General features: G+C 66.7%; 19 protein-coding genes. 4 read left to right on the forward strand and 15 right to left on the reverse strand.

Going from position 1 to position 21,637, the window contains the following annotated elements:
• Positions 1 to 109: 109 nt before the first annotated feature.
• Positions 110 to 3,232, reverse strand: coding sequence for a multidrug efflux RND transporter permease subunit SmeE (gene smeE, locus AC5P8J_RS12600; protein WP_111098679.1), 3,123 nt, complete (start codon positions 3,230 to 3,232; stop codon positions 110 to 112).
• A gap of 12 nt (positions 3,233 to 3,244) precedes the next feature.
• Positions 3,245 to 4,429 carry a multidrug efflux RND transporter periplasmic adaptor subunit SmeD gene (gene smeD, locus AC5P8J_RS12605; RefSeq protein WP_049404072.1) on the reverse strand — a complete coding sequence of 395 codons (1,185 nt, stop codon included), beginning with the start codon at positions 4,427 to 4,429 and terminating at the stop codon, positions 3,245 to 3,247.
• A gap of 207 nt (positions 4,430 to 4,636) precedes the next feature.
• Here smeD and smeT point away from each other — a divergent pair, with 207 nt between their 5' ends.
• Complete coding sequence (gene smeT / locus AC5P8J_RS12610) at positions 4,637 to 5,296, forward strand: efflux transporter SmeDEF transcriptional repressor SmeT (RefSeq protein WP_019660698.1); 660 nt, start codon at positions 4,637 to 4,639, stop codon at positions 5,294 to 5,296.
• Between the two features lie 46 nt (positions 5,297 to 5,342).
• Complete coding sequence (locus tag AC5P8J_RS12615) at positions 5,343 to 6,335, forward strand: Gfo/Idh/MocA family protein (protein WP_021203900.1); 993 nt, start codon at positions 5,343 to 5,345, stop codon at positions 6,333 to 6,335.
• A gap of 96 nt (positions 6,336 to 6,431) precedes the next feature.
• On the opposite strand, the gene hslU is transcribed toward AC5P8J_RS12615, so the two are convergent.
• From hslU to AC5P8J_RS12655, 8 genes are all read right to left on the reverse strand, one after another.
• Positions 6,432 to 7,805 carry an ATP-dependent protease ATPase subunit HslU gene (gene hslU / locus AC5P8J_RS12620; RefSeq protein WP_026347094.1) on the reverse strand — a complete coding sequence of 458 codons (1,374 nt, stop codon included), beginning with the start codon at positions 7,803 to 7,805 and terminating at the stop codon, positions 6,432 to 6,434.
• Between the two features lie 94 nt (positions 7,806 to 7,899).
• On the reverse strand, positions 7,900 to 8,451 hold the full coding sequence (gene hslV / locus AC5P8J_RS12625; RefSeq protein WP_005411093.1) for an ATP-dependent protease subunit HslV: 552 nt from the start codon (positions 8,449 to 8,451) through the stop codon (positions 7,900 to 7,902).
• Positions 8,452 to 8,536: 85 nt separating this feature from the next.
• On the reverse strand, positions 8,537 to 9,433 hold the full coding sequence (gene xerC, locus AC5P8J_RS12630; protein ID WP_495216844.1) for a tyrosine recombinase XerC: 897 nt from the start codon (positions 9,431 to 9,433) through the stop codon (positions 8,537 to 8,539).
• A 16-nt stretch (positions 9,434 to 9,449) separates the two neighbouring features.
• Entirely contained in the window at positions 9,450 to 10,124 is a 675-nt protein-coding gene (locus AC5P8J_RS12635) for a DUF484 family protein (protein ID WP_019660702.1), read from the reverse strand.
• A complete protein-coding gene (dapF, locus tag AC5P8J_RS12640; protein WP_111102111.1) occupies positions 10,121 to 10,972 on the reverse strand; it encodes a diaminopimelate epimerase in 852 nt (283 codons plus the stop codon). Before dapF ends, AC5P8J_RS12635 begins: the two co-directional genes overlap by 4 nt.
• Positions 10,965 to 11,237, reverse strand: coding sequence for an LPS translocon maturation chaperone LptM (gene lptM, locus AC5P8J_RS12645; RefSeq protein ID WP_495216845.1), 273 nt, complete (start codon positions 11,235 to 11,237; stop codon positions 10,965 to 10,967). Before lptM ends, dapF begins: the two co-directional genes overlap by 8 nt.
• 127 nt (positions 11,238 to 11,364) lie before the next feature.
• On the reverse strand, positions 11,365 to 11,787 hold the full coding sequence (locus tag AC5P8J_RS12650) for a YbaN family protein (protein ID WP_495216847.1): 423 nt from the start codon (positions 11,785 to 11,787) through the stop codon (positions 11,365 to 11,367).
• A gap of 54 nt (positions 11,788 to 11,841) precedes the next feature.
• Positions 11,842 to 13,953: a S9 family peptidase gene (locus tag AC5P8J_RS12655; protein WP_021203895.1), complete on the reverse strand. Its 2,112-nt coding sequence runs from the start codon at positions 13,951 to 13,953 to the stop codon at positions 11,842 to 11,844.
• Positions 13,954 to 14,158: 205 nt separating this feature from the next.
• Between AC5P8J_RS12655 and AC5P8J_RS12660 the strand changes: the two genes are divergently transcribed.
• A complete protein-coding gene (locus AC5P8J_RS12660; protein ID WP_031270507.1) occupies positions 14,159 to 15,346 on the forward strand; it encodes a pyridoxal phosphate-dependent aminotransferase in 1,188 nt (395 codons plus the stop codon).
• Between the two features lie 110 nt (positions 15,347 to 15,456).
• Here the strand turns inward: AC5P8J_RS12660 and AC5P8J_RS12665 are convergent, their stop codons facing one another.
• Both AC5P8J_RS12665 and AC5P8J_RS12670 read right to left on the reverse strand, forming a co-directional pair.
• The gene (locus AC5P8J_RS12665; protein ID WP_021203894.1) at positions 15,457 to 17,553 is read right to left on the reverse strand and encodes a prolyl oligopeptidase family serine peptidase; all 2,097 of its coding nucleotides are present in this window, start codon (positions 17,551 to 17,553) and stop codon (positions 15,457 to 15,459) included.
• A gap of 69 nt (positions 17,554 to 17,622) precedes the next feature.
• A complete protein-coding gene (locus AC5P8J_RS12670) occupies positions 17,623 to 17,949 on the reverse strand; it encodes a hypothetical protein (protein WP_021203893.1) in 327 nt (108 codons plus the stop codon).
• A 128-nt stretch (positions 17,950 to 18,077) separates the two neighbouring features.
• Here AC5P8J_RS12670 and AC5P8J_RS12675 point away from each other — a divergent pair, with 128 nt between their 5' ends.
• Entirely contained in the window at positions 18,078 to 18,680 is a 603-nt protein-coding gene (locus AC5P8J_RS12675) for a lipocalin family protein (RefSeq protein WP_019660709.1), read from the forward strand.
• A gap of 105 nt (positions 18,681 to 18,785) precedes the next feature.
• On the opposite strand, the gene AC5P8J_RS12680 is transcribed toward AC5P8J_RS12675, so the two are convergent.
• The 3 genes from AC5P8J_RS12680 to AC5P8J_RS12690 form a co-directional block, all read right to left on the reverse strand.
• Positions 18,786 to 19,475, reverse strand: a complete 690-nt coding sequence (locus AC5P8J_RS12680; protein WP_227852049.1) for a methionine ABC transporter permease — start codon at positions 19,473 to 19,475, stop codon at positions 18,786 to 18,788.
• Entirely contained in the window at positions 19,472 to 20,479 is a 1,008-nt protein-coding gene (locus AC5P8J_RS12685) for a methionine ABC transporter ATP-binding protein (protein ID WP_021203891.1), read from the reverse strand. Before AC5P8J_RS12685 ends, AC5P8J_RS12680 begins: the two co-directional genes overlap by 4 nt.
• 199 nt (positions 20,480 to 20,678) lie before the next feature.
• Entirely contained in the window at positions 20,679 to 21,575 is an 897-nt protein-coding gene (locus AC5P8J_RS12690; RefSeq protein WP_019660712.1) for a DMT family transporter, read from the reverse strand.
• Between the last annotated feature and the right edge of the window lie 62 nt (positions 21,576 to 21,637).

The following is a 21,637-nucleotide window of genomic DNA, read 5'->3' on the forward strand; positions in this document are numbered from 1 at the left end:
GGTACTGCCGGATGGCAGGAGGTAGTGCCGGCCGCTGGCCGGCAACCTCGTTGGATTCACATCAAGCGATCAGCAGATGCCGGCCAGCGGCCGGCACTACCGTTACAGGTCACATCGTGGATTTGCGCTTGAACACGCGCTGCACCACCACGAAGAACAGCGGCACGAAGAACACGCCGAGCACGGTGCCGACGATCATGCCGCCGAGCACGCCGGTGCCGATCGCCTGCTTGGCGCCGGAACCGGCGCCGGTGGAGATCGCCAGCGGTACCACGCCCATGCCGAAGGCGAGCGAGGTCATCACGATCGGGCGCAGGCGGTCGCGCACGGCGTGCATGATCGACTCGATCAGGCTGGCGCCCTTTTCCAGGTTTTCCTTGGCGAACTCGACGATCAGGATCGCGTTCTTGCTGGTCAGGCCTACCGTGGTCAGCATCGCCACCTGGAAATAGATGTCGCGTTCCAGGCCCTTGAAGGTGTTGGCCAGCACGGCGCCGAGGATACCCAGCGGGGCCGCCAGCAGCACCGCGGTCGGCACGCTCCAGCTTTCATACATCGCGGCCAGGCACAGGAACACGATCATCAGCGACAGCGTGTACAGCAACGGCGTCTGCGAGCCGGCCTGGCGTTCCTGGTAGGACATCGCCGTCCACTCGATGCCGAAGCCCGCGGGCAGCTGCTTGGCCAGCTGCTCGATCTCGGCCATGGCATCGCCGGAGGCGACACCCGGGGCCGGTTCGCCCTGGATCTCCATCGCCGACACGCCGTTGTAGCGCTCCAGGCGCGGCGAACCGTAATCCCAGTGCTTGGTGGCGAATGCACTGAACGGCACCATCTCGCCCTTGTCGTTCTTCACGGACCAGAGGTCGAAGTCCTCCGGGACCATGCGGAACGGCTGGTCGGCCTGCACGAACACGCGCTTGACGCGGCCACGATCGACGAAGTCATCGATGTACGAGCTGCCCCACGCAGCGGCCAGCGTGCCGTTGATCTGGTCGATCGACAGCCCCAGCGAGGTCGCCTTGGCCGCGTCGATGTCGATGCGGAACTGCGGCGTGTCCTCTTGGCCGTTCGGGCGCACGTTGGCCAGCTTCTTGCTGGCGGCGGCCAGGCCGAGCAGCTGGTTGCGTGCGGCGACCAGTGCCTCGTGGCCCTGGCCGCTGTTGTCCTTCAGGAAGAAGGTATAGCCCGAGGCAGTACCCAGTTCCGGAATGGCCGGCGGCGGGAAGGCAAAGATGAAGGCATCCTTGATCTGGCCCAGGGCAGCCATCGCACGACCGGTGATCGGCATCACGCCATTGTCGGCGTCACGCTCGCTCCAGTCCTTCAGCTTGACGAACGCCATGCCGGCGTTCTGGCCCATGCCGGCGAAGCTGAAGCCCTGCACGGAGAACACCGAATCCACCGCATCCTTCTCGTTCTGCAGGAAGTGGTTCTCCAATGCCGCGATCGATTCCAGCGTGCGCTCCTGGGTGGCGCCGACCGGGGCCTGCACCAGCGCCATCAGCACGCCCTGGTCTTCGTTGGGCAGGAACGAGCTGGGCAGGCGCACGAACAGCACGCCCATCAGCACGAACAGCGCCGCCACGATGCCCATGAAGCGCCACGGACGATGGATGATCCCGCGCACACCACGCTGGTAACTTTCGCTGGTGCGGTCGAAGCCACGATTGAAACCGTTGAAGAAGCGACCGGCCAGGCCGCGGTGGGCAACATGATGCTCGCCCTTCTTCAGCGGCTTGAGCATGGTCGCGCACAGCGCCGGGGTCAGCACGATCGCCACCAGCACCGACAACGCCATTGCAGAGACAATCGTGGCCGAGAACTGCCGGTAGATCACGCCGGTGGATCCGCTCATGAAGGCCATCGGCACGAACACCGCCGACAGCACCAGGCCGATACCCACCAGCGCACCGGTGATCTGGCCCATCGACTTGCGGGTCGCTTCAAGCGGCGACAGTCCTTCCTCGGACATGATGCGCTCGACGTTCTCCACCACCACGATGGCATCGTCCACCAGCAGACCGATCGCCAGCACCATCGCGAACATGGTCAGCATGTTCACCGAGAAGCCCAGCATCGCCAGCACGCCGAAGGTGCCCAGCAGCACCACCGGCACGGCGATGGTCGGGATCAGGGTGGCGCGGAAGTTCTGCAGGAACAGGTACATCACCACGAACACCAGCACGATCGCTTCGAGCAGGGTCTGCACCACGCCCTTGATCGACACGCGCACGAACGGGGTGGTGTCGTACGGGATCTCGGCCTTCAGCCCTGCCGGGAAGAAGCTCTTCATGTCTTCCAGCGCAGCGTCCACGCCGGCCGCAGTATCCAGCGCGTTGGCGCCGGTGGCCAGGGTGACCGCCAGGCCGCTGGCCGGCTGGCCGTTGTAGCGGGTGACGAAGTCGTAGGACTCAGCCCCCAGTTCGACGCGGGCGACATCACCCAGGCGCAGCTCGGCACCGTCCTGCGCGCCGCGCACGATGATGTTGCGGAACTGTTCCGGGGTCTGCAGGCGCGACTGCGCGTTGATGGTGGCGTTGAGCTGCTGGCCCTTCACCGACGGCGCACCGCCGAGCTGGCCGATCGCCACCTGGGCATTCTGTGCCTTGATCGCCGCAGTCACTTCCGCGACGGACAGGCCATAGGTATGCAGCTTGTTCGGGTCCAGCCAGATGCGCATGGCGTACTTGCCACCGAATACCTGGATGTTGCCCACGCCTGGCACGCGGCTCAGGCGATCGACGACATTGGAACCGACGTAGTCGGCGATGTCGTTGGCGTCCATGCTGCCGTTCTCGGACACGAACGCGATGACGTTCAGGAAGCCCGAGCTGGACTTGGCCACGTTGATGCCCTGCCGCTGCACTTCCTGCGGCAGCAGCGGCATGGCCAGCTGCAGCTTGTTCTGCACCTGCACCTGGGCGATGTCCGGGTTGGTGCCGCTCTCGAAGGTCAGGGTGATGGTGGCCTGGCCGTTGGACGAGCTGTTGGAGGAGAAGTAGATCAGGCCATCAAGGCCCTTCATGTTCTGCTCGATGATCTGCGTCACCGAGTCCTCGACCACCTTGGCCGATGCACCCGGGTAGGTGGCGCTGATTTCCACCGCCGGCGGTGCGACGTTGGGGTACATCGAGACCGGCAGCTTGAACAGGGCCAGGCCGCCGGCGAGCATGATGATGATGGCGATCACCCACGCAAAGATGGGTCGATCGATGAAAAAGCGTGCCATGGAGTTCTCCGCTTACTTCGCGTCACCGGCCGGGGCGGCAGGCTGGGCGGCTGCCGCCGGCTTGGCCGGAGCAGCGCCCTTCTCGGTGGCCTTGACCGGCATGCCGGGGCCGATCTTCTGCAGGCCTTCGACGATGACCTTGTCACCGGCCTTCAGGCCGTCCTCGACCAGCCACTTGTCGCCGACCGTGCGGCTGACCTTGACCGGGCGCACTTCGACCTTGTTGTCCTTGCCGACCACCATCGCGGTGGTGTCGCCCTTCGGATCGCGCGCGATGCCCTGCATCGGCACCAGCACCGCATCGCTGCGCACGCCGCCGCCGATCACCGCACGCACGTACATGCCCGGCATCAGCAGGCCGTCCGGGTTGTCCACCTTCACGCGCAAGCCGAAGCTGCCGGTGGTCGGATCGACGCTGACTTCGGAGAACTCCAGCGTGCCCTTGTGCTCGAAGGTGCTGCCGTCTTCCATCAGGATGCTGACCGGCAGGGTCTGGTTGTCCTGCAGGCGGCCGGCAGCCAGTTCGCGGCGCAGCTGCAGCAGTTCGGCGGAGGACTGGGTCAGGTCGACATAGATCGGATCCAGCTGCTGCACGGTCGCCAGTGCATTGGCCTGGCCGGCGCTGACCAGCGCACCCTGGGTAACGCTGGACTTGCCGATGCGGCCGCTGATCGGCGCGGTGATGCGGGCGTAGCCCAGAGTGACGTTCGCCGCATCCAGCGATGCCTTCGCGGCACCGACATCCGCCTCGGCCTGCTTCTGCGCGGCGACGGCGTTTTCCAGGTCCTGCTGGCTGACCGCGTCGACCTTGGCCAGCTCGGTGATGCGCTTGGCGCTCAGGCGCGCGGCGTTGGCCGTGGCTTCGGCGCGGGCCAGCTGGGCGCGGGCGCTGTTGGCCTGGGCGCGGTAGCTGGCGTCCTCGATCTGGTACAGCGGCTCGCCGGCCTTGACCATGCCGCCTTCGGTGAACAGGCGCTTGGCAACAATGCCGTTGACCTGCGGGCGCACTTCGGCGACCAGGAAGGCGTTGGTACGGCCCGGCAGTTCGCGGGTCAGGCCCACAGTTTCGGACTTCAGCGTGACCACGGTGACGTCACCCGGGCCCTGCTCGGGGGCCTGGGGTTGGCCGCCGCAGGCAGCCACGGCTGCGGCGATGGCCAGCGACAGTGCAAAGGGTCGGATTCGGCTCAGCAACATGACGGAAAGGCTCTTAGGGGAAGGAATCTCAGATCGCGCTGATACAGGCCGAAAGCGCCAGCAGGCAACGCGCACCAGCGGGGAGTGGGAGCCGGACCGGCCTGCCACGCACACGACGGGAATGATGGGAGCGAAATATACATACATGCTTGTTTGTTTGTAAACCGGTACAATTCAGCCACGTTTCACCCGCACTCGTACCTACCCATGGCCCGCAAGACCAAAGAGGACACCCAGGCAACCCGGGAAGGCATCCTTGACGCCGCCGAAGCCTGCTTCCATGAACACGGCGTGGCCCGTACCACGCTGGAGATGATCGGCGCCCGCGCCGGCTATACCCGTGGCGCGGTGTACTGGCACTTCAAGAACAAGAGCGAGGTGCTGGCCGCGATCGTCGAGCGGGTGCACCTGCCCTTCATGCAGGAACTGGAGCGCACCTCCACCGACCAGCGCGACACGCCGGTGCACGACCTGCGCGCGGTGATGATCCACTCGTTCATCGAGCTGTCCGAGGACGAACGCCTGCGCAAGACCATGGAGATCATGCTGCGCAGCGATGCGTCGGCCGACACCAGGGTCCTGACCGAAATGCAGCAGGCCGGCTTCCGCGATGCGCTGGACCGGATGGAGCGCGCCCTGCGCCGCGCCAAGGACCTGGGCCAGCTGCGCGAGGGCGCCGACCCGAAGATCGCCGCACGCATGCTGCACGCCACCGTGCTGGGCGTGCTGCACGGCGCGATGGTCGAACCGGAACTGATGGACCTCAAGCGCGATGGCATGCTCGCGCTGGACATGACCCTGGCCGCCTACGTGAAGGATGGTGTGTTCGTTCCCGGCACCGTCCCCGAGCCGCTGCCCGAGGCGTGAACGAGGCTGCTCCCATCACTGCGGCACCCCCTGCAAGGGCAGATCGATGATCCTGGACAACGTGGTGTGGGGCTTCATCGGGTGTGGCAGCGTCACCGAGAAGAAGAGCGGGCCGGCCCTGGCCAACACGCCGGGCTCACGGGTAGTGGCGGTCATGCGCCGCAATGCCGCATTGGCCGAAGACTATGCACGCCGCCACGCGATTCCGCGCTGGTACGCGGACGCCGATGCACTCATCGCCGATCCGGAGGTGAACGCGGTCTACGTTGCAACACCGCCCTCCACGCACATGCACTACGCATTGCAGGCGATTGCTGCAGGCAAGCCGGTCTACATCGAAAAGCCGATGGCCATGAACCACGACGAGTGCCAGCGCATCATCGCGGCCAGCGCCCGCAGCGGCGTGCCCGTGTTCGTGGCCTACTACCGCCGTGCCCTGCCCCGCTTCGCACAGGTGAAGCAGTTGCTGGACAGCGGCGCGATCGGTACGCCGCGCAGCGTGCGCGCCACCCTGCATCGGCCACATTCGGCGGCTGCCGCATCGCCGGACTTCTGGCGAACCAACCCCGCCATCGCCGGCGGCGGGCTGTTCGTCGATCTGGGCTCACACACGCTGGACCTGCTCGACCATCTGCTGGGGCCCCTGAGCGACGTGCGCGGCCTGGCCAGTTCGTTGACCGGCGCCTACGCCGCCGAGGACAGCGTCTCGATGTGCTTCCGCACCGGGGTGGGGGCGCACGGCATCGCGCAATGGAGCTTCTGCGCGTTCCGCCGACAGGACGAGGTCGAGATCACCGGCGACCTGGGGCAGCTGCGCTTTGCCACCTTCGAGGACGTTCCGGTGGTGCTGGAGACCGAAGCGGGCGTGCAGGCATTCGATATCCCGAACCCGCCATCGGTCCAGCAGCCGTTGATCGCCTCCGTCGTGGACGAACTGCGCGGCCACGGGCACTCGCCCTCGAACGGCATCAGCGCCGCCCGCACCAGTGCAGTGATCGACCAGGTACTGCAGGCCTACCGCGCCCGGCAATCGCGCTGAGCGCCAACGCAAAAGGCCGCCCTGCGGCGGCCTTTTCTGTTGCAGCGGATGGAGTCAGGGCCCTCGCCACGGCGAAGGATCTGACCTCGACGCGCATTACAGGATGTAGCGGCTCAGGTCCGGGTCCTGCACCAGCTCACCCAGGTGTGCATCGACGTAGGCGCTGTCGATGGCCAGGGTTTCGCCATCGCGGTCCGGTGCCTCGTAGCTGAGCGAATCCAGCAGGCGCTCCAGCACCGTATGCAGGCGGCGCGCGCCGATGTTTTCCTGGCGCTCGTTCACCTGGAACGCGATCTCGGCCAGGCGCTCGATGGCATCGGCAGTGAAACTGACCTTGACGCCTTCGGTGGCCAGCAGTGCTTCGTACTGCTTGGTCAGCGCCGCCTTCGGTTCGGTCAGGATGCGCACGAAGTCGCCCTTGCTCAACGCGCCCAGCTCAACGCGGATCGGGAAACGGCCCTGCAGCTCCGGAATCAGGTCGCTGGGCTTGGCCAGGTGGAACGCGCCCGACGCGATGAACAGGATGTGGTCGGTCTTGATCGTGCCGTACTTGGTGGACACGTTGGAGCCTTCCACCAGCGGCAGCAGGTCGCGCTGCACGCCTTCGCGGGAGACATCGCCACCGCCCACGTTGTCGCCGCGCTTGGCAACCTTGTCGATCTCGTCGATGAAGACGATGCCGTGCTGCTCGCAGGCCTCGATTGCCGCAGTGCGGATATCGTCCTCGTTGACCAGCTTGCCGGCCTCTTCCTCGATCAGCAGCGGACGCGCGGCCTTGATGGTCAGCGTGCGCTTGTGCGCCTTCGCGCCGCCACCCAGGTTGGCGAACATCGACTTCAGCTGCTGGCCCATTTCCTCCATGCCCGGCGGGGTCATGATATCCATGCTGACATTGGCCGCCAGGTCGAGCTCGATCTCACGCTCGTCCAGCTCACCGTTGCGCAGCATCTTACGGAACTTGATGCGGGTCTCGTTGTCCTGCGCCGACGGTTCGTTGCGGGCGACTTCAGGATCGAAACCGATGCCGCCGCTACGACGCGGCAGCAGCGCATCGAGGATGCGGTCTTCGGCGCGTTCTTCGGCCTGGGTACGCACGCGCACCTTGGCCTGTTCGCGATAGAGCTTGACCGCGGTGTCGGCCAGGTCGCGGATGATCTGCTCGACGTCCTTGCCGACGTAGCCGACTTCGGTGAAGCGGGTGGCTTCGACCTTCACGAACGGCGCGTTGGCCAACGTAGCCAGGCGGCGCGCGATCTCGGTCTTGCCGACGCCGGTCGGGCCGATCATCAGGATGTTCTTGGGCATCACTTCATTGCGAAGCTCCGGCGCCAGCTGCATGCGGCGCCAGCGGTTGCGCAGGGCGATGGCAACGGCACGCTTGGCGTCGTGCTGGCCCACGATATGCCGGTCCAGTTCCTGCACGATCTCGCGCGGGGTCATGGTGGCGGAGGATACTTCGATCTTCGACATGGATGTGCTCACGGATTCAGATGCATGTAGAGCCGAGCCATGCTCGGCTGACGGGCAGCCCTGCCGAGCATGGCTCGGCACTACAGAAGAGCGGTCACAGCTCCTCGACCACCACGTTGCGGTTGGTGTAGATGCAGATGTCGCCGGCGATGCCGATCGCTTCACTGGCAATCGTGCGCGCATCCAGTTCGGTATGTGCCATCAGCGCGCGCGCGGCCGACAGTGCATACGAGCCACCGGAGCCGATGGCGATGATGCCGTCCTCGGGTTCGATCACATCGCCGGTGCCGCTGATGATCAGCGAGGTTTCCTTGTCAGCCACGGCCAACAGGGCTTCAAGCTTTCCGAGGCGGCGCTCGGTGCGCCAATCCTTGGCCAGCTCGACCGCAGCGCGCTGCAGCTGGCCGTGCTTTTCCAGCTTGGCCTCGAACAGCTCGAACAGGGTGAAGGCATCGGCGGCGGCACCGGCGAAACCGGCCAGCACCTGGCCGTCGCGGCCAAGGCGGCGCACCTTGCGTGCATTGCCCTTCATCACGGTGTGGCCCAGCGTGACCTGGCCGTCGCCGGCAATGGCCACGTGCTCGCCGCGACGGACGCAGACGATGGTGGTGGCGTGGAAAACGTTGGGGTTCTGACTGGGGTCCATGATGCCTCCGGGGTGACAGAACCAGAGGTGGGGACTGCGCTGCGCCCTTCAAGCCACCCGCGACCGGCCACCGCAGGGGCAACGTTCAGCTTTCTCCGCTGCCCTCGCTGCTGCGTCGGCGCTTCGCGCGCGGATGCGCGGCGTCGTAGACCTTGGCAAGATGCTGGAAATCGAGGTGGGTATAGATCTGCGTGGTGGCGATGTCGGCATGGCCCAGCAGCTCCTGCACACCGCGCAGGTCGCCGGACGATTCGAGAATATGGCTGGCGAAACTGTGCCGCAGCATGTGCGGATGCACATGCTTGAACAGGCCCTGGCGCTGCGCCAGCTGGCGGATGCGGATCTGCACCGCGCGCTGGCTGATCGGCCCGTTGCGGCCAGGAAACACCGGCGAGGCCGGGCCGCCACCACTTTCGGCACGCCACGCCTGCAGCGCTTCGCGTGCGGGCCTGCCGAACGGCACCCGGCGCTGGCGGTTGCCCTTGCCCAGCACGTTGACCAGGCCGCTGGCGAAATCCAGGTCGCGCCAGGTCAGTGCGCAGACTTCGCTCAGGCGCAGGCCCGCGGAGTAGAACAGCTCCAGCAGCGCGCGATCACGTCGGCCGAGTTCACCTTCCGGTTCAAGCTCGACCAGCTGTACGGCTTCGTCGGCATCGAGCACCTGCGGCAACCGGCGCGGTGCGCGCGGGGCCTTCAACGTCGCTGCCGGGCTGGCCTCGATGCGTCCGTGCTTGAGCAGCCAGGCGTAGAAGCTTCGGCAGGCCGACAGGCGGCGCTGCAGGCTCTTGGCCGACAGCCCGCGCCGATGCTCATCGGCCACGAACTGGCGCAACGCATCGGCATCGAGTGCCTCCACGGCTACGCCACGCGGCTCGGCCCAGACCGACAGCGCGTCCAGGTCGCGGCGGTAGGCGTCGAGTGTGTGCGCCGACATCCGCCGCTCCACCTGCAGATGCTGCAGGAACGCCTGTACCGCGCTCATCGCCGTCGTGCCCTGCTCAGCTCGGGAAGCGCTTCAGGCCAGTGGCCAGGGCGTCGCCCATCATGCGCAGGAACAACGTGCCCATGCCCGGGTAGAAACGGTTCGGATCATGGCTGCCGACCGCGATCAGGCCAACCCCCGGCAGCGGCAGCAGCGCGGTGGTCTGCACCTCCTCGCTGCGCGCGCCGTACAGCACGGCGTTCTTCTCCGGCTGCAGGCGGCCGCAGATCGGCTCGCCGTCCTTCAGGCAGTCGCGGAACGGGCCCAGTTGCGGATCATCGGCGGCGATCACCTGCAGCCAGTCGGCCTGTTCCAGCCCGGCCACCGGCGCATGCACCACCAGCCGCACCAGGTCGCCGGCGAAGTCTTCCTGCAACGAAGCGGCCATCGCACGCAGAGTGTCGGCCGCATTGTCCTGCTTCATCAGTGCCAGGGTCAGCTGATGCGTGCGCACCGCCAGCCGCTCGTTGACCTGGGCGGTCGCGCCCAGGTCGGCCAACCGTCGCGCCAGCTCGCGGTTCTTCTCGCGCAGCACTTCCAGCTGGTAGCTGGCCAGCGATGCGGTCGGGCCGTCATCGCGCGGCACCACCAGGGTCAGGGCCAAGTCCGGGAACTGCTTGAGGAAGCCGGGATGACGCCGCAACCAGGCAGCGACTTCGTGGGCCCCGAGCTTGTCGACGGTTTCGCTCATGCCATCCACTCCCCTTCGAAGACGAATGCGGTCGGGCCGGCCATCACCACAGGCTGGCCATCCCCCGGCCACTGGATGCGCAGGTCACCACCGGGCAGGCTGATGCGGGCATCGCGCTGCAGGCGGCCGCGCTGCATCAGGGTCACCGCAGCGGCGCAAGCGCCACTGCCACAGGCCAGGGTTTCGCCGACGCCGCGCTCGAACACGCGCAGGCGGGCGTGCGCCGGGCCCATCACCTGGGCGAAGCCCACGTTCACCGAGCGCGGAAACGACGCGTGCTGCTGCAGCAGCGAACCCACGCGTTCAACCGGAGCGGCATCGATCAGGCCGACTTCGATCACCGCATGCGGGTTGCCCATCGACACTGCGGCGAAGCGCACGCTTTCGCCCTGCAGCGGCAGCAGGTATTCCTCGCGCGGATGGGCGAAGCCCATCAGCGGCACATTGGCCGGCTCGAAGGCAGGCACGCCCATGGTTACGGCGAACTGTCCGTCACCGAGCACCTTCACTTCATGGCTGGCCAGCGGGCTGTCGATGACGAACGCATCGCCCTGCGCACTCCCTTGGCGCACCAGCCAGGCCGCGATGCAGCGTGCGCCATTGCCGCACTGCTCGGAATTGGAACCGTCGGCATTCCAGATGCGGTACGAGGCCACCGACCCTTCCACACGCGGCGCTTCGATGGTCAGGATCTGGTCGCAGCCGACGCCGGTGTGGCGGTCGGCAAGGCGCGCGGCCAGTTCGGGCGTAGGCGGCGCGGTGCCGTCACGCAGGTCGATCACTACAAAATCATTGCCCGCGCCGTGCATCTTGCTGAAGCGCAGCGCCGTGGAACTGGCCTTACTCATCCCCGCTGCCCGCCTTCTTCGCTGGCGCGGTTGCCGGCTGAGTGGTCGTTGCAGCCGGGTCGACGGTCGTGGCGGGGGCAACGGCGCTCTGGGCCTCCGCCGGGGTCGCCTCGGTGGCGGGCTCGGCAGCGGGTTCGACGGTTTCTTCCACCGGCACCGGCTTCTGCGGCAGTACCAGCGGGCCCTTGTTGCCGCAGGCGGCGAGGAGCAGCAGCGAGGCCGCTGCCAGCGGAATCAGGATGGCGTTTCGATGGGGGATCTTCATGCCCCGAGTATAGCCATTGGCGGCTGAGCGGTTGGTGCAGGGCGGCACGCCACGCATCCGCCGGGCATGGCCCGGCGCTACCGTAACCGGGCGCCGCAGGTAGCGCCGGGCCATGCCCGGCGGGCAATCATTGCTTTGGCGGCAGCGGCCGCGTCCACAGCCAGATCGCCACCACGGTCATGCTGCCGATCGAGAACCACTTCACCCAGGCAATCGGTACGCACCACAGCATGATGGCGGCGCATACCGCCATGGTGATCGTGGCCATCCACTTGCCGTAGCGGCTGACCGCCCGGTGTGCCTGCCAGTTGGCGATGGCCGGGCCGAAGCGTGGATGCTGCAGCAGCCAGTTGTGCAGGCGCTCGGAGCCACGCGAGGCGGCCCAGGCCGAAATCAGGATGAATACGGTGGTCGGCAGGCCCGGCACGAAGATGCCGACGATGCCGGTGCCGAGGCTGACATACGCCAGCAGCCACCACGCCCAGCGGAAACGCACCACGCGCGGAGGCGTGGCGGCATCGCGAGGGGCGGAAGGATCTGGCGCGCTCATGGCCGCAAGGATACCGGTTCAGGGTGCCAGGCAGCGCCCGGCACCCTGTCGCGATCACGGCTGGGCGATGCCCAGCTGCTGCAGCACGAACGCGTACGACTCGGACAGCTCGCGGTAGCGCTGGAAGCGCCCCGACTTGCCGCCGTGGCCGGCTTCCATGTTGGTGCGGAACAGGATCGGGTAGTGGCCGGTGTTGTCGTCACGCAGCTTGGCCACCCACTTGGCCGGCTCCCAGTACTGCACCTGCGAATCCCACAGGCCGGTACCCACGAACAGCGCCGGGTACGCCTGCCGCTTCACGTTGTCGTAGGGCGAGTAGGACAGCATGTAGTCGTAATACTGCTTCTGTTCCGGGTTGCCCCACTCGTCGTACTCATTGGTGGTCAGCGGAATGGTCGGGTCGAGCATGGTGGTGACCACGTCGACGAACGGGACCTGCGCCACCATCACCCGGTAATCCTGCGGGGCCTGGTTGGCCACCGCGCCCATCAGCAGGCCGCCGGCGCTGCCACCGGACGCGGCCACGCGATCCTTCGCCGCCCAGCCCTGTGCGACCAGGCCACGGGTGACGTCGATGAAGTCGTTGAAGGTGTTCTGCTTGTGCAGCAGCTTGCCGTTCTCGTACCAGTCGCGGCCCATTTCCTGGCCGCCGCGGATGTGGGCGATGGCATACACCACGCCGCGGTCGAGCAGGCTCACCGCGGTCTGGTTGAAGTACGGATCCATCGACATGCCATAGCTGCCATAGGCGTACTGGAACAGCGCGCCCTTGCCGTCCTTCTGGTAGCCCTTGCGGTAGACCAGCGACACCGGCACCTTCACGCCATCACGTGCGGTGATCCAGACGCGGTCGGTTTCGTACTTCGACGCGTCATAGCCGATCACCGGCTGCACCTTCAGCTGGCGGCGTTCGCCGGTGGCGGTGTTCAGCTCGAACACGGTGGTCGGGGTGGTCATCGAGGTGTATACGTAGCGCAGCCAGGGCGTATCGGCCTCGGTGTTGTCGCCCAGGCCCATCGAGTACGCTGGCTCATCAGCCTTCACGTAGTCGCTGCGGCCATCCTTGAACAGCAGGCGGATGCGTTCCAGGCCCTCGGAGCGTTCGGCGATGGCGGTGTAGCCATCGAACAGTTCGAAGCCTTCGATGAACACCGCATCGTCGTGCGCGATCCAGTCCTTCCACTGCGCACGCGAGGTCGCATCGGTCGGTGCGGTGACCAGCTTGAAGTTCTTCGCGCCGTCGTTGGTGCGGATCACCCAGCGGCCGTCGTAGTGGTCGGCATCGTACTCGACGTCACGCTGGCGAGGGGCCAGCACGGTGAACGTGGTCGGGTCGCTGGCCGGTGCGTAGCGCTCTTCCGAGGACACGGTGCTGTGCACGCCGATGGTGATGAAGCGATCATCGCGGGTGCGGCCGATGCCCATGTAGAAGCTGTCGTCCTTCTCTTCGTAGACGACGGTGTCGGCGCTGGCTGGAGTGCCCAGCACGTGCTTCTTCACGCGCACGGTCAGCAGCGTTTCCGGATCGTTCTCGACATACAGCACGGTGCGGTTGTCGTCGGCCCAGACCAGGTCGCCGGAGCTGCCGGTGATCACATCGGGCAGCACCTTGCCGGTGGCCAGATCCTTGAAGCGGATCGTGTACTGGCGGCGGCCCACATCATCCTCGGCCCAGGCCAGCAGCTGGTTGTCCTGGCTCACTTCCATCGAGCCGACGCTGAAGTAGCCCTTGCCGGCGGCCATGGCGTTGACGTCCAGCAGGATCTCCTCGGCGGCCTCCATGCTGCCCTTGCGGCGCGCGTGGATCGGATAGTCCTGGCCGGTCTCGAAGCGGCTGTAGTACCAATAGCCGCGCTCACGCGCCGGCACGCTGGAATCATCCTGCTTGATGCGGCCGACGATCTCCTTGTACAGGGTGTCTTCGAGCGGCTTGAGCGGCGCCAGCACCTGGTCCGCGTAGGCATTCTCGGCCTGCAGGTAGGCCAGCATGTCCTTGTTCTCGCGCTTGTCGTCGCGCAGCCAGTAATAGTCATCGTTGCGGGTCGCGCCGAACGGCGCCTTGACCACATGCGGATGCTTGGCGGCATCCGGCGGAACAGGCGGAGTGGCGGCGGTGGCAGTAGTGGTCATCAGGCTGGCGAGCAACAGGCAGAGAGTGGATTTCATGTAGTGGGGTTCCTTGAACTGCAATGCAATGGCGTCCTTGTGCCCGAGTCTGGGTTGCAGGAGGGCTGCGGGCAACCCTGCGGATCGTCATGGGGAGTGCCGGCCGCTGGCCAGCAACCTCACGAAGCCGGAGACGGTCGGAATGCCGGCCGGCGGCCGGCACTACCAGAACGCATGACCCAGACGCGCGGCGTACCATGGGCACATGAGCACCCTGCCCCACACGCCGGGCTACAGCCGGCGCAGCCATGAAATCGCTCCATTCCACGTGATGTCCCTGCTGGCCCGCGCACAGGCGCTGGAGCAGGCCGGCCACGATGTGATCCACCTGGAAATCGGCGAACCGGACTTCACCACCGCCGAACCTGTCGTGCGCGCCGGCCAGGCCGCATTGGCCGCCGGTCATACCCGCTACACCGCCGCACGTGGCCTGCCGGCTCTGCGTGAGGCCATCAGCGGCTTCTATCGCAGCCATTACGGGCTGGATATCGACCCTGAACGCATCCTGGTCACACCGGGTGGGTCCGGTGCGCTGCTGCTGGCCAGCAGCCTGCTGGTCGATCCCGGCCGCCACTGGCTGCTGGCGGACCCCGGCTATCCGTGCAACCGCCACTTCCTGCGCCTGGTGGAAGGCGGTGCGCAACTGGTACCGGTCGGGCCGGAGACCGCCTACCAGCTGACCCCGTCACTGGTGGAACAGCACTGGGATGCCGACAGCGTCGGCGCGCTGGTCGCCTCACCGGCCAACCCGACCGGCACCGTGCTTTCCGCCGACGATCTGGCCGCACTGTCGCAGGCCCTGCACGCGCGGGGCGGCCACCTGGTGGTGGACGAGATCTACCACGGCCTCACCTATGGCCTGGATGCGCCCAGCGTGCTGCAGGTGGATGACAGCGCGTTCGTGCTGAACAGCTTCTCCAAGTATTTCGGCATGACCGGCTGGCGGCTGGGCTGGCTGGTGGCACCGCCGGCCGCGGTACCGGACCTGGAGAAGCTGGCGCAGAACCTGTACATCAGCGCCTCGAGCATCGCCCAGCATGCCGCCCTCGCCTGTTTCAGCGAGGAATCGATGGCGATCTTCGAACAGCGCCGCGACGCGTTCCGCCAGCGTCGCGACTTCCTGCTGCCCGCACTGCGTGAGCTGGGCTTCCGTATCGAGGTCGAGCCGCAGGGCGCGTTCTACCTGTACGCAGACGTCAGCGCGTTCACCGACGATGCGCAGGCGTTCTGCGCCCACTTCCTGGAAACCGAGCATGTGGCATTCACGCCCGGGCTGGATTTCGGCTTCCATCGTGCCAACCAGCACGTGCGCCTGGCCTATACCCAGGAAGTGCCGCGATTGCAGGAGGCGGTGGAGCGGATCGCGCGTGGGTTGAAGAGCTGGGGCACCTGATCGCCCTGCGCGAACAGCATCCACGCATGACGTGGATCTACTGGCTCCACGCCACGTGGATACGCGGACCCAACGAAAAACGCCGCCCGAAGGCGGCGTTTTTCATTCCGTCACTTACCGCCGAGGCGCTCCCACAGGAAGCTGTAGGCCAGCGCCGACATGTGTGCGGCCTGCGCGTTGTTGGCGGCGCCGCCGTGGCCACCTTCGATGTTCTCGTAGTAGGTCACGTCCTTGCCGGCGTCGATCATCTTCGCCGCCATCTTGCGGGCATGGCCCGGATGCACGCGGTCATCGCGGGTGGACGTGGTGAACAGCACCGGCGGGTACTTCTTCTTCGCATCGAACAGGTGGTACGGCGAGAAGGTCTTGATGAACTCCCAGTCGCTGGTATCCGGGTTGCCGTACTCGGCCATCCACGATGCGCCTGCCAGCAGGTGGTTGTAGCGCTTCATGTCCAGCAGCGGCACCTGCACCACCACCGCACCGAACAGCTCCGGGTACTGGGTCAGCATGTTGCCGGTCAGCAGGCCACCATTGCTGCCGCCCTGCACGCCCAGGTGCCTGGCGCTGGTGATCTTGCGCTTGACCAGATCGCGCGCCACCGCGGCCATGTCTTCATAGGCCTTGTGGCGGTTCTGCTTCAGTGCCGCCTGGTGCCAGCGCGGCCCATACTCGCCACCACCACGGATGTTGGCGACCACGTACACGCCGCCCTTTTCCAGCCAGGCGCGGCCCATGCCACCGGAATAGCTCGGGGTCAGCGAGATCTCGAAGCCACCGTAGCCGTACAGCAGGGTCGGATTGGAACCGTCCAGCTTCATCGCCCGATCGTGCACAACGAAGTACGGCACGCGGGTGCCATCCTTGCTGGTGGCGAAGTGCTGCTCGATCACCTTGCCCTTGGCATCGAAGAAGGCCGGCATGGTCTTCAGCGTTTCCGGGGCCTGGCCGATCTCGGCCAGCGCCAGCGTGGTCGGGGTCAGATAGTCGGTGGCCGTCAGCCACACCGCGTCGCTGTCATTGCTGTCGACCGCAGCCACCCCCAGCGTGCCGAAAGCCGGTGCACCAACGAAGCGGCTGGTCTGCCAGCCATTGGCGCCCGGCGTCAGCACCGACAGGCGGTTCTTGACGTCGTCCAGCACGTTCAGCACCAGATGGTTCCTGGTCCAGGTGGCGCTGGCCAGCGAGGTGGTCGCGGTCGGGGTGAACAGCACGTCGAACTCGCGCTTGCCGGCCAGGAAGTCATCCAGCTTGGTGGCCAGCAACGAACCGGACGCATAGGTCTTGCCCCCGACAGTCCACGGATCACGCAGCTCCAGGGTCAGCCATTGCTTGTGCAGGCCCTTCTCGGCCGAATTCGGCGCGTCGATCTTGGTCAGCGTGCCATCGTCACCGCGCAGGTAGATCTCGTTGTTGTAGAAGGCGAGCGTGCGGCTGACCAGGTTGCGTTCGAAGCCCGGAGTGTCATCGTGCGTCGCCGCGATGTACATGTCTTCCGGCTTGCCTTCGTACACCGTCGTGGCCGAGGCCATCGGAGTGCCACGCTTCCACAGCTTGGCCACGCGCGGGTAGCCGGAGGTGGTCATCGAGCCGGCACCGAAGTCGGTGTAGACGAACACGGTATCGCGGTCGATCCAGTTGAGGCCGCCCTTCGACTCCGGACGGAAGAAGCCATCCTTGATCCAGGTCTTGTTGGCCAGGTCGAATTCGCGGGTGACGTCGGCATCGGCGCCGCCGCGCGACAACGCGATCAGGCAACGGCTGTAGTCCGGGCGCAGGCAATCGGCGCCGTGCCAGACCCAGTTCTCACCCTCGGCCTTGTTCAGTGCATCCAGGTCGAGCACGGTTTCCCACTGCGGCGAGGCCTTGCGGTATTCGGCCAGGGTGGTGCGTCGCCACAGGCCACGCTCGTGCTGCTGGTCCTTCCAGAAGTTGTAGTAGTAGTCGCCGATCTTCTGCACGGCGGGAATCTTGGCATCGGAGTCGAGCACCTCGCGGATGCTGGCTTCCATCTGCTTGAATGCCGGGGTCTGCGCAAGGCGCGCCTCGGACTTGGCGTTCTGTTCCTTGACCCAGGCCAGCGGCTTGTCGCCGGTTACGTCTTCGAGCCAGGCGTAACGGTCGGTGTCTTCAGCGGCCACGGCGGTCCCCACCGAGGCAGCGGTCATCATGCCAGCCAACAGGCAGGCGGAAGCGAATCGTGACATTGCAGCTCCAGGCAGTCATAAGCCTTGGAACGCTAGCATGGATCACCGCTGTCGCCCCCGTGTCGAAGGTCAGGCCGCGGCGGTGGCGCCGCGACGGCGGCGGGCCGCACCGCCACCGCGTCGGTCTGCCTGTCCACCGGTGTGACGCGCCCGCCGCAGCCACGACAGGCGCGGCAACGGGAAGCGCAGCAGCGCCCACCAGGCCACCAGCGGCATGCCCACCAGCCACATCGGCAACCAGCCCAGCCACGCGCTGCTACCACGCGCGGCCGGCCAGACCAGGACCAGTGCCACACCGGCCAGGGCCAACTGCCGCACGCTGCGCAGCAGGCGCGGGTCGGCACGTTCAAGGCTGACGCGTTCAGCTGCAGGGCGACGGACGGAACGTGCGTTCATGGGGCTTCTCCGGTAGACAGTGCAACACAGCTTGGTTAATGCCCTTCTCAAAGGCTGCGACACCATTGACGGATCGCGCACGCTCAGTCGACCATGCTCACGCAAAGCCCTCCTGAGCCCGCTCCCGCATGACTTCGATCCGCCCGCTCTGCGCCATGCTCTTGGCCCTGTCCCTGGCGGGCCCCGCCGTGGCCGCCAGCGAGCCGCCATCGCCCCGTGCCAGCGCCCCACGCGTCGCCGACCCGGATGCGCCGATCGACCTGAAGCGCTTCATGGGTACCTGGTACGTGATTGGCCGCGTGCCGAACTTCGTCGAGCGCGGCCATGTGGCCAGCGTCAACGAGTACGAACTGCGCGACGCGCACAAGGTCGGCATCACCTACCGCTATCGTGATGGCTTCGGCGAACCCCTGCAGGAGATCCGCGCACGCGCCAGTGTCGACCCGGACAGCGGCAATCACGGCTGGCGCACCTGGTTCTATCGCGTGGTGCCCACCCATTCACGGGTGCTGGAAGTAGCACCGGATTATTCCTGGGCACTGATCGGCTACCCGGGCCGCGAGATGGCCTGGATCTTCTCGCGCACACCGGACATGGACAAGGGCCTCTACAAGGAACTGGCCGAGCGCCTGCGTGACGAATACGGGGTGAACACCGACAAGCTCAAGCGTGTGCCACAGCGCCCGGAGCAGGTCGGCAAGCTGGGTTACGAAGTACCCAACGTGCGTTGAGAGAGCGCCGGGCGCAGATGTAGTGCCGGCCGCTGGCCGGCAGCTCCGGCACACCTGGGAGCAGCGCATCGTTGCCGGCCAGCGGCCGGCACTATCTGAGGCGGGCTACTTGCGGGTGTAGTGCGCGACCAGGCGGTCGCCGAGCATCTGCAGCAGCTGCACCAGGATCAGCAGCACCACCACGGTAACCAGGGCCACGTCGGTGCGGTTGCGCTGGTAGCCTTCGCGCAGTGCCAGGTCGCCCAGGCCGCCGGAACCGATCGCGCCGCCCATGGCAGTGAAGCCAACCAGAGCAACGGTAGTGACCGTGGCGGCGGCAATCAGGCCCGGCCGCGCCTCGGGAAGCAGCACCCGGGTGACCAGTTGCCAGGTGGTGGCACCCATCGACTGCGCGGCCTCGACCACGCCGCGGTCCACTTCGCGCAGCGCGGTTTCCACCAGGCGCGCGTAGAACGGCGCCGCACCGATGACCAGCGCCGGCAACGTGCCGAGCACGCCGATCGACTGGCCCATCAACCACAGCGACACCGGGATCAACACCACCATCAGGATGATGAAGGGTACCGAACGCAGCAGGTTCACCACGATCGCCAGCGCGCCATAGACCAGTGGCCGGCGTTTCATCTGCGGCGCGCCGAACACGTACAGCAGCACGCCCATCGGCAGGCCGATGGCCAGGGTAAGCGGCAGCGAGCCGGCCATCATCAGCAGCGTCTCGAGGGTGGCCTTGCCGATATCCATCCACTTGTCCGCATCCAGGTGGCGGAAGAAGCCGCCGGCAGTAGCGATGATCATCGACGCAGTTCCTCAACGTGCACGCCGGCGGCCACGAATGCGGCCTGCGCGGCGGACTGGTCACCGCCCACCAGGGCGACGACCAGCTGGCCATACGGGGTGTCCTTGATCCGGTCGATACGGCCGGACAGGATGTTGTAGTCGACCCCGGTCTGCCGCGCGACGCTGCCGAGCAGGGGTTCGTAGGTGTCGCCACCGAGGAACGTCAGCCGCACGATGCGGCCACCGACGGCATCGAAATCGCGATGCAGCGCACCTTCGTCCATGTGCTCCGATTCGCTGACGAAACGGCGCGTGGTCGGATGCTGCGGATGCAGGAATACCCGGGTGACCGGCCCGGTCTCGACCATCTGGCCGGCGTCGAGCACGGCGACGCGGTCGCAGACGCGGCGGATCACGTCCATCTCGTGGGTGATCAGCACGATGGTCAGGCCCAGCTCGCGATTGATCTTCGACAGCAGCGACAGCACCGATGCCGTGGTCTGCGGATCGAGCGCACTGGTGGCCTCGTCGCACAACAGGATCTGCGGACGCGTTGCAAGTGCGCGGGCAATGCCGACGCGCTGCTTCTGGCCACCGGACAGCTGCGCCGGATACTTCTGCGCATGCGCTTCCAGGCCAACGGTCTGCAGCAGCTCGACCACGCGTGCGTCGATCTCCGCCTTCGGCGTGCCGGCCAGCTCCAGCGGGAAGGCGACGTTGCCGGCCACCGTGCGCGACGACAGCAGGTTGAAGTGCTGGAAGATCATGCCGATGCGCCGGCGCAGCGCGCGCAGGCCGTCCGCGTCCAGTGCGGTGACATCCTCGCCACCGATCAGCAGACGCCCACCACTGGGTTCTTCCAAGCGGTTGATCATGCGGATCAGCGTCGACTTGCCGGCGCCGGAATGGCCGATGATGCCGAATACCTCACCGGCCTCGATGGTCAGGTCCAGCGGCTGCAGCGCGCTCACTGCGCGGCCGGCAACGGCATAGGATTTGTGCAGGCGCTGGAACTCGATCACGGGCGTGGCTCACCGGCTGGGTGACGGAAGGGGGCGTGCAGCCTACCAGCGCAGGCGGTCGCGCGCCCGCGCCATGGGCCAGAATGTTATTCCTTTTGGTTCTAAGCCGCTGCCCGCGGTAGCGCCGGCCGCTGGCCGGCACCTGCAGCGGTCCCTCCGGCGCGAGGGGTTGCCGGCCGCCGGCCGGCCCTACCCCGGCTCAGGGGTGGTCCAACGGCTTCGGCGGCTCCTGCCGGTTCACCCGCTCGCGATGCAGCAGGTACAGGCCGGACGCAACGATGATCGCCGCCCCCACCCAGGTATAGCCATCGGGCAGCTGGCCCCAGAACGCCAGGTCCCAGCCGATCACCCAGACCAGCCCGCTGTACTCCAGCGGCGCGATCATCGAGGCCTCGCCCAGCTGGAAGGCCCTGGTCAGGGCGATCTGGCCCAGCGCTCCGGCCAGGCCCATGCCGCCGATCAGCGGCGCATGTGCCAGTTGCAGTGGCACCCAGCCGGGAAGGGCCAGCAGGCCGGCACCGATGGCCATGATCACCAGGAACCAGACCACCATCGACTGCGAGGTATCGGTGCGGGTCAGCAGGCTGACCGTGATCGCGGCTACGGCATAGGCGGTGGCCGCGGCCAGCACCATCAGCCCAGGCACCGAAATGAAGCCGTCCACGCCCGGCCGCAGCACGACCAGCACGCCGACCAGGCCGATGCCGATGGCCACCCAGCGCCGCGGCCCGACCCGTTCGCCCAGCAGCGGCACCGACAGCGCAGCGATCAGCAGCGGGGCAACGAAATAGATGGTGTAGGCAGTGGACAGCGGCAGGTCGCGCAGGGCGAACACGAAGCAGCCGATCATCGCCATGCCCAGCGCACCACGCAGCAGGTGCAGCCCCCAGCGGCGCGGCACCAGTGAACGCGGCCCGGCGCTGGCCAGCACCCAGACCAGCACGAACGGCAACGAGGCCGCGCCGCGCAGGAAGGTCACTTCCAGGGTGGGATAGCTGGCCGACAACTGCTTCATGCCGGCGTCCATCAGCGAGAAGCAGGCGACCGCAGCGACCATCCAGGCCACTGCGCGCGAGGGAGAGCGTTGCACGTTCATGGCCCATTATCGCCCGGTCGTCGCTTTCTGTAGAGCCGAGCCCACGCTCGGCTGCTCTTCAC

The organism is Stenotrophomonas sp. YJH_SMC_37 (genome assembly GCF_059370035.1).

Bases quoted from the DNA above. Each gene is read 5' to 3' on its own strand.
- AC5P8J_RS12675 (WP_019660709.1), top strand. From the start codon at position 18,078: ATGACTTCGATCCGCCCGCTCTGCGCCATGCTCTTGGCCCTGTCCCTG.
- hslV (WP_005411093.1), bottom strand. From the start codon at position 8,451: ATGGACCCCAGTCAGAACCCCAACGTTTTCCACGCCACCACCATCGTC.
- AC5P8J_RS12635 (WP_019660702.1), bottom strand. From the start codon at position 10,124: ATGAGCGAAACCGTCGACAAGCTCGGGGCCCACGAAGTCGCTGCCTGG.
- smeT (WP_019660698.1), top strand. From the start codon at position 4,637: ATGGCCCGCAAGACCAAAGAGGACACCCAGGCAACCCGGGAAGGCATC.
- AC5P8J_RS12690 (WP_019660712.1), bottom strand. From the start codon at position 21,575: ATGAACGTGCAACGCTCTCCCTCGCGCGCAGTGGCCTGGATGGTCGCT.
- dapF (WP_111102111.1), bottom strand. From the start codon at position 10,972: ATGAGTAAGGCCAGTTCCACGGCGCTGCGCTTCAGCAAGATGCACGGC.
- AC5P8J_RS12615 (WP_021203900.1), top strand. From the start codon at position 5,343: ATGATCCTGGACAACGTGGTGTGGGGCTTCATCGGGTGTGGCAGCGTC.
- AC5P8J_RS12665 (WP_021203894.1), bottom strand. From the start codon at position 17,553: ATGTCACGATTCGCTTCCGCCTGCCTGTTGGCTGGCATGATGACCGCT.
- hslU (WP_026347094.1), bottom strand. From the start codon at position 7,805: ATGTCGAAGATCGAAGTATCCTCCGCCACCATGACCCCGCGCGAGATC.
- AC5P8J_RS12670 (WP_021203893.1), bottom strand. From the start codon at position 17,949: ATGAACGCACGTTCCGTCCGTCGCCCTGCAGCTGAACGCGTCAGCCTT.
- AC5P8J_RS12660 (WP_031270507.1), top strand. From the start codon at position 14,159: ATGAGCACCCTGCCCCACACGCCGGGCTACAGCCGGCGCAGCCATGAA.
- xerC (WP_495216844.1), bottom strand. From the start codon at position 9,433: ATGAGCGCGGTACAGGCGTTCCTGCAGCATCTGCAGGTGGAGCGGCGG.
- AC5P8J_RS12680 (WP_227852049.1), bottom strand. From the start codon at position 19,475: ATGATCATCGCTACTGCCGGCGGCTTCTTCCGCCACCTGGATGCGGAC.
- AC5P8J_RS12650 (WP_495216847.1), bottom strand. From the start codon at position 11,787: ATGAGCGCGCCAGATCCTTCCGCCCCTCGCGATGCCGCCACGCCTCCG.
- AC5P8J_RS12655 (WP_021203895.1), bottom strand. From the start codon at position 13,953: ATGAAATCCACTCTCTGCCTGTTGCTCGCCAGCCTGATGACCACTACT.
- smeE (WP_111098679.1), bottom strand. From the start codon at position 3,232: ATGGCACGCTTTTTCATCGATCGACCCATCTTTGCGTGGGTGATCGCC.
- lptM (WP_495216845.1), bottom strand. From the start codon at position 11,237: ATGAAGATCCCCCATCGAAACGCCATCCTGATTCCGCTGGCAGCGGCC.
- smeD (WP_049404072.1), bottom strand. From the start codon at position 4,429: ATGTTGCTGAGCCGAATCCGACCCTTTGCACTGTCGCTGGCCATCGCC.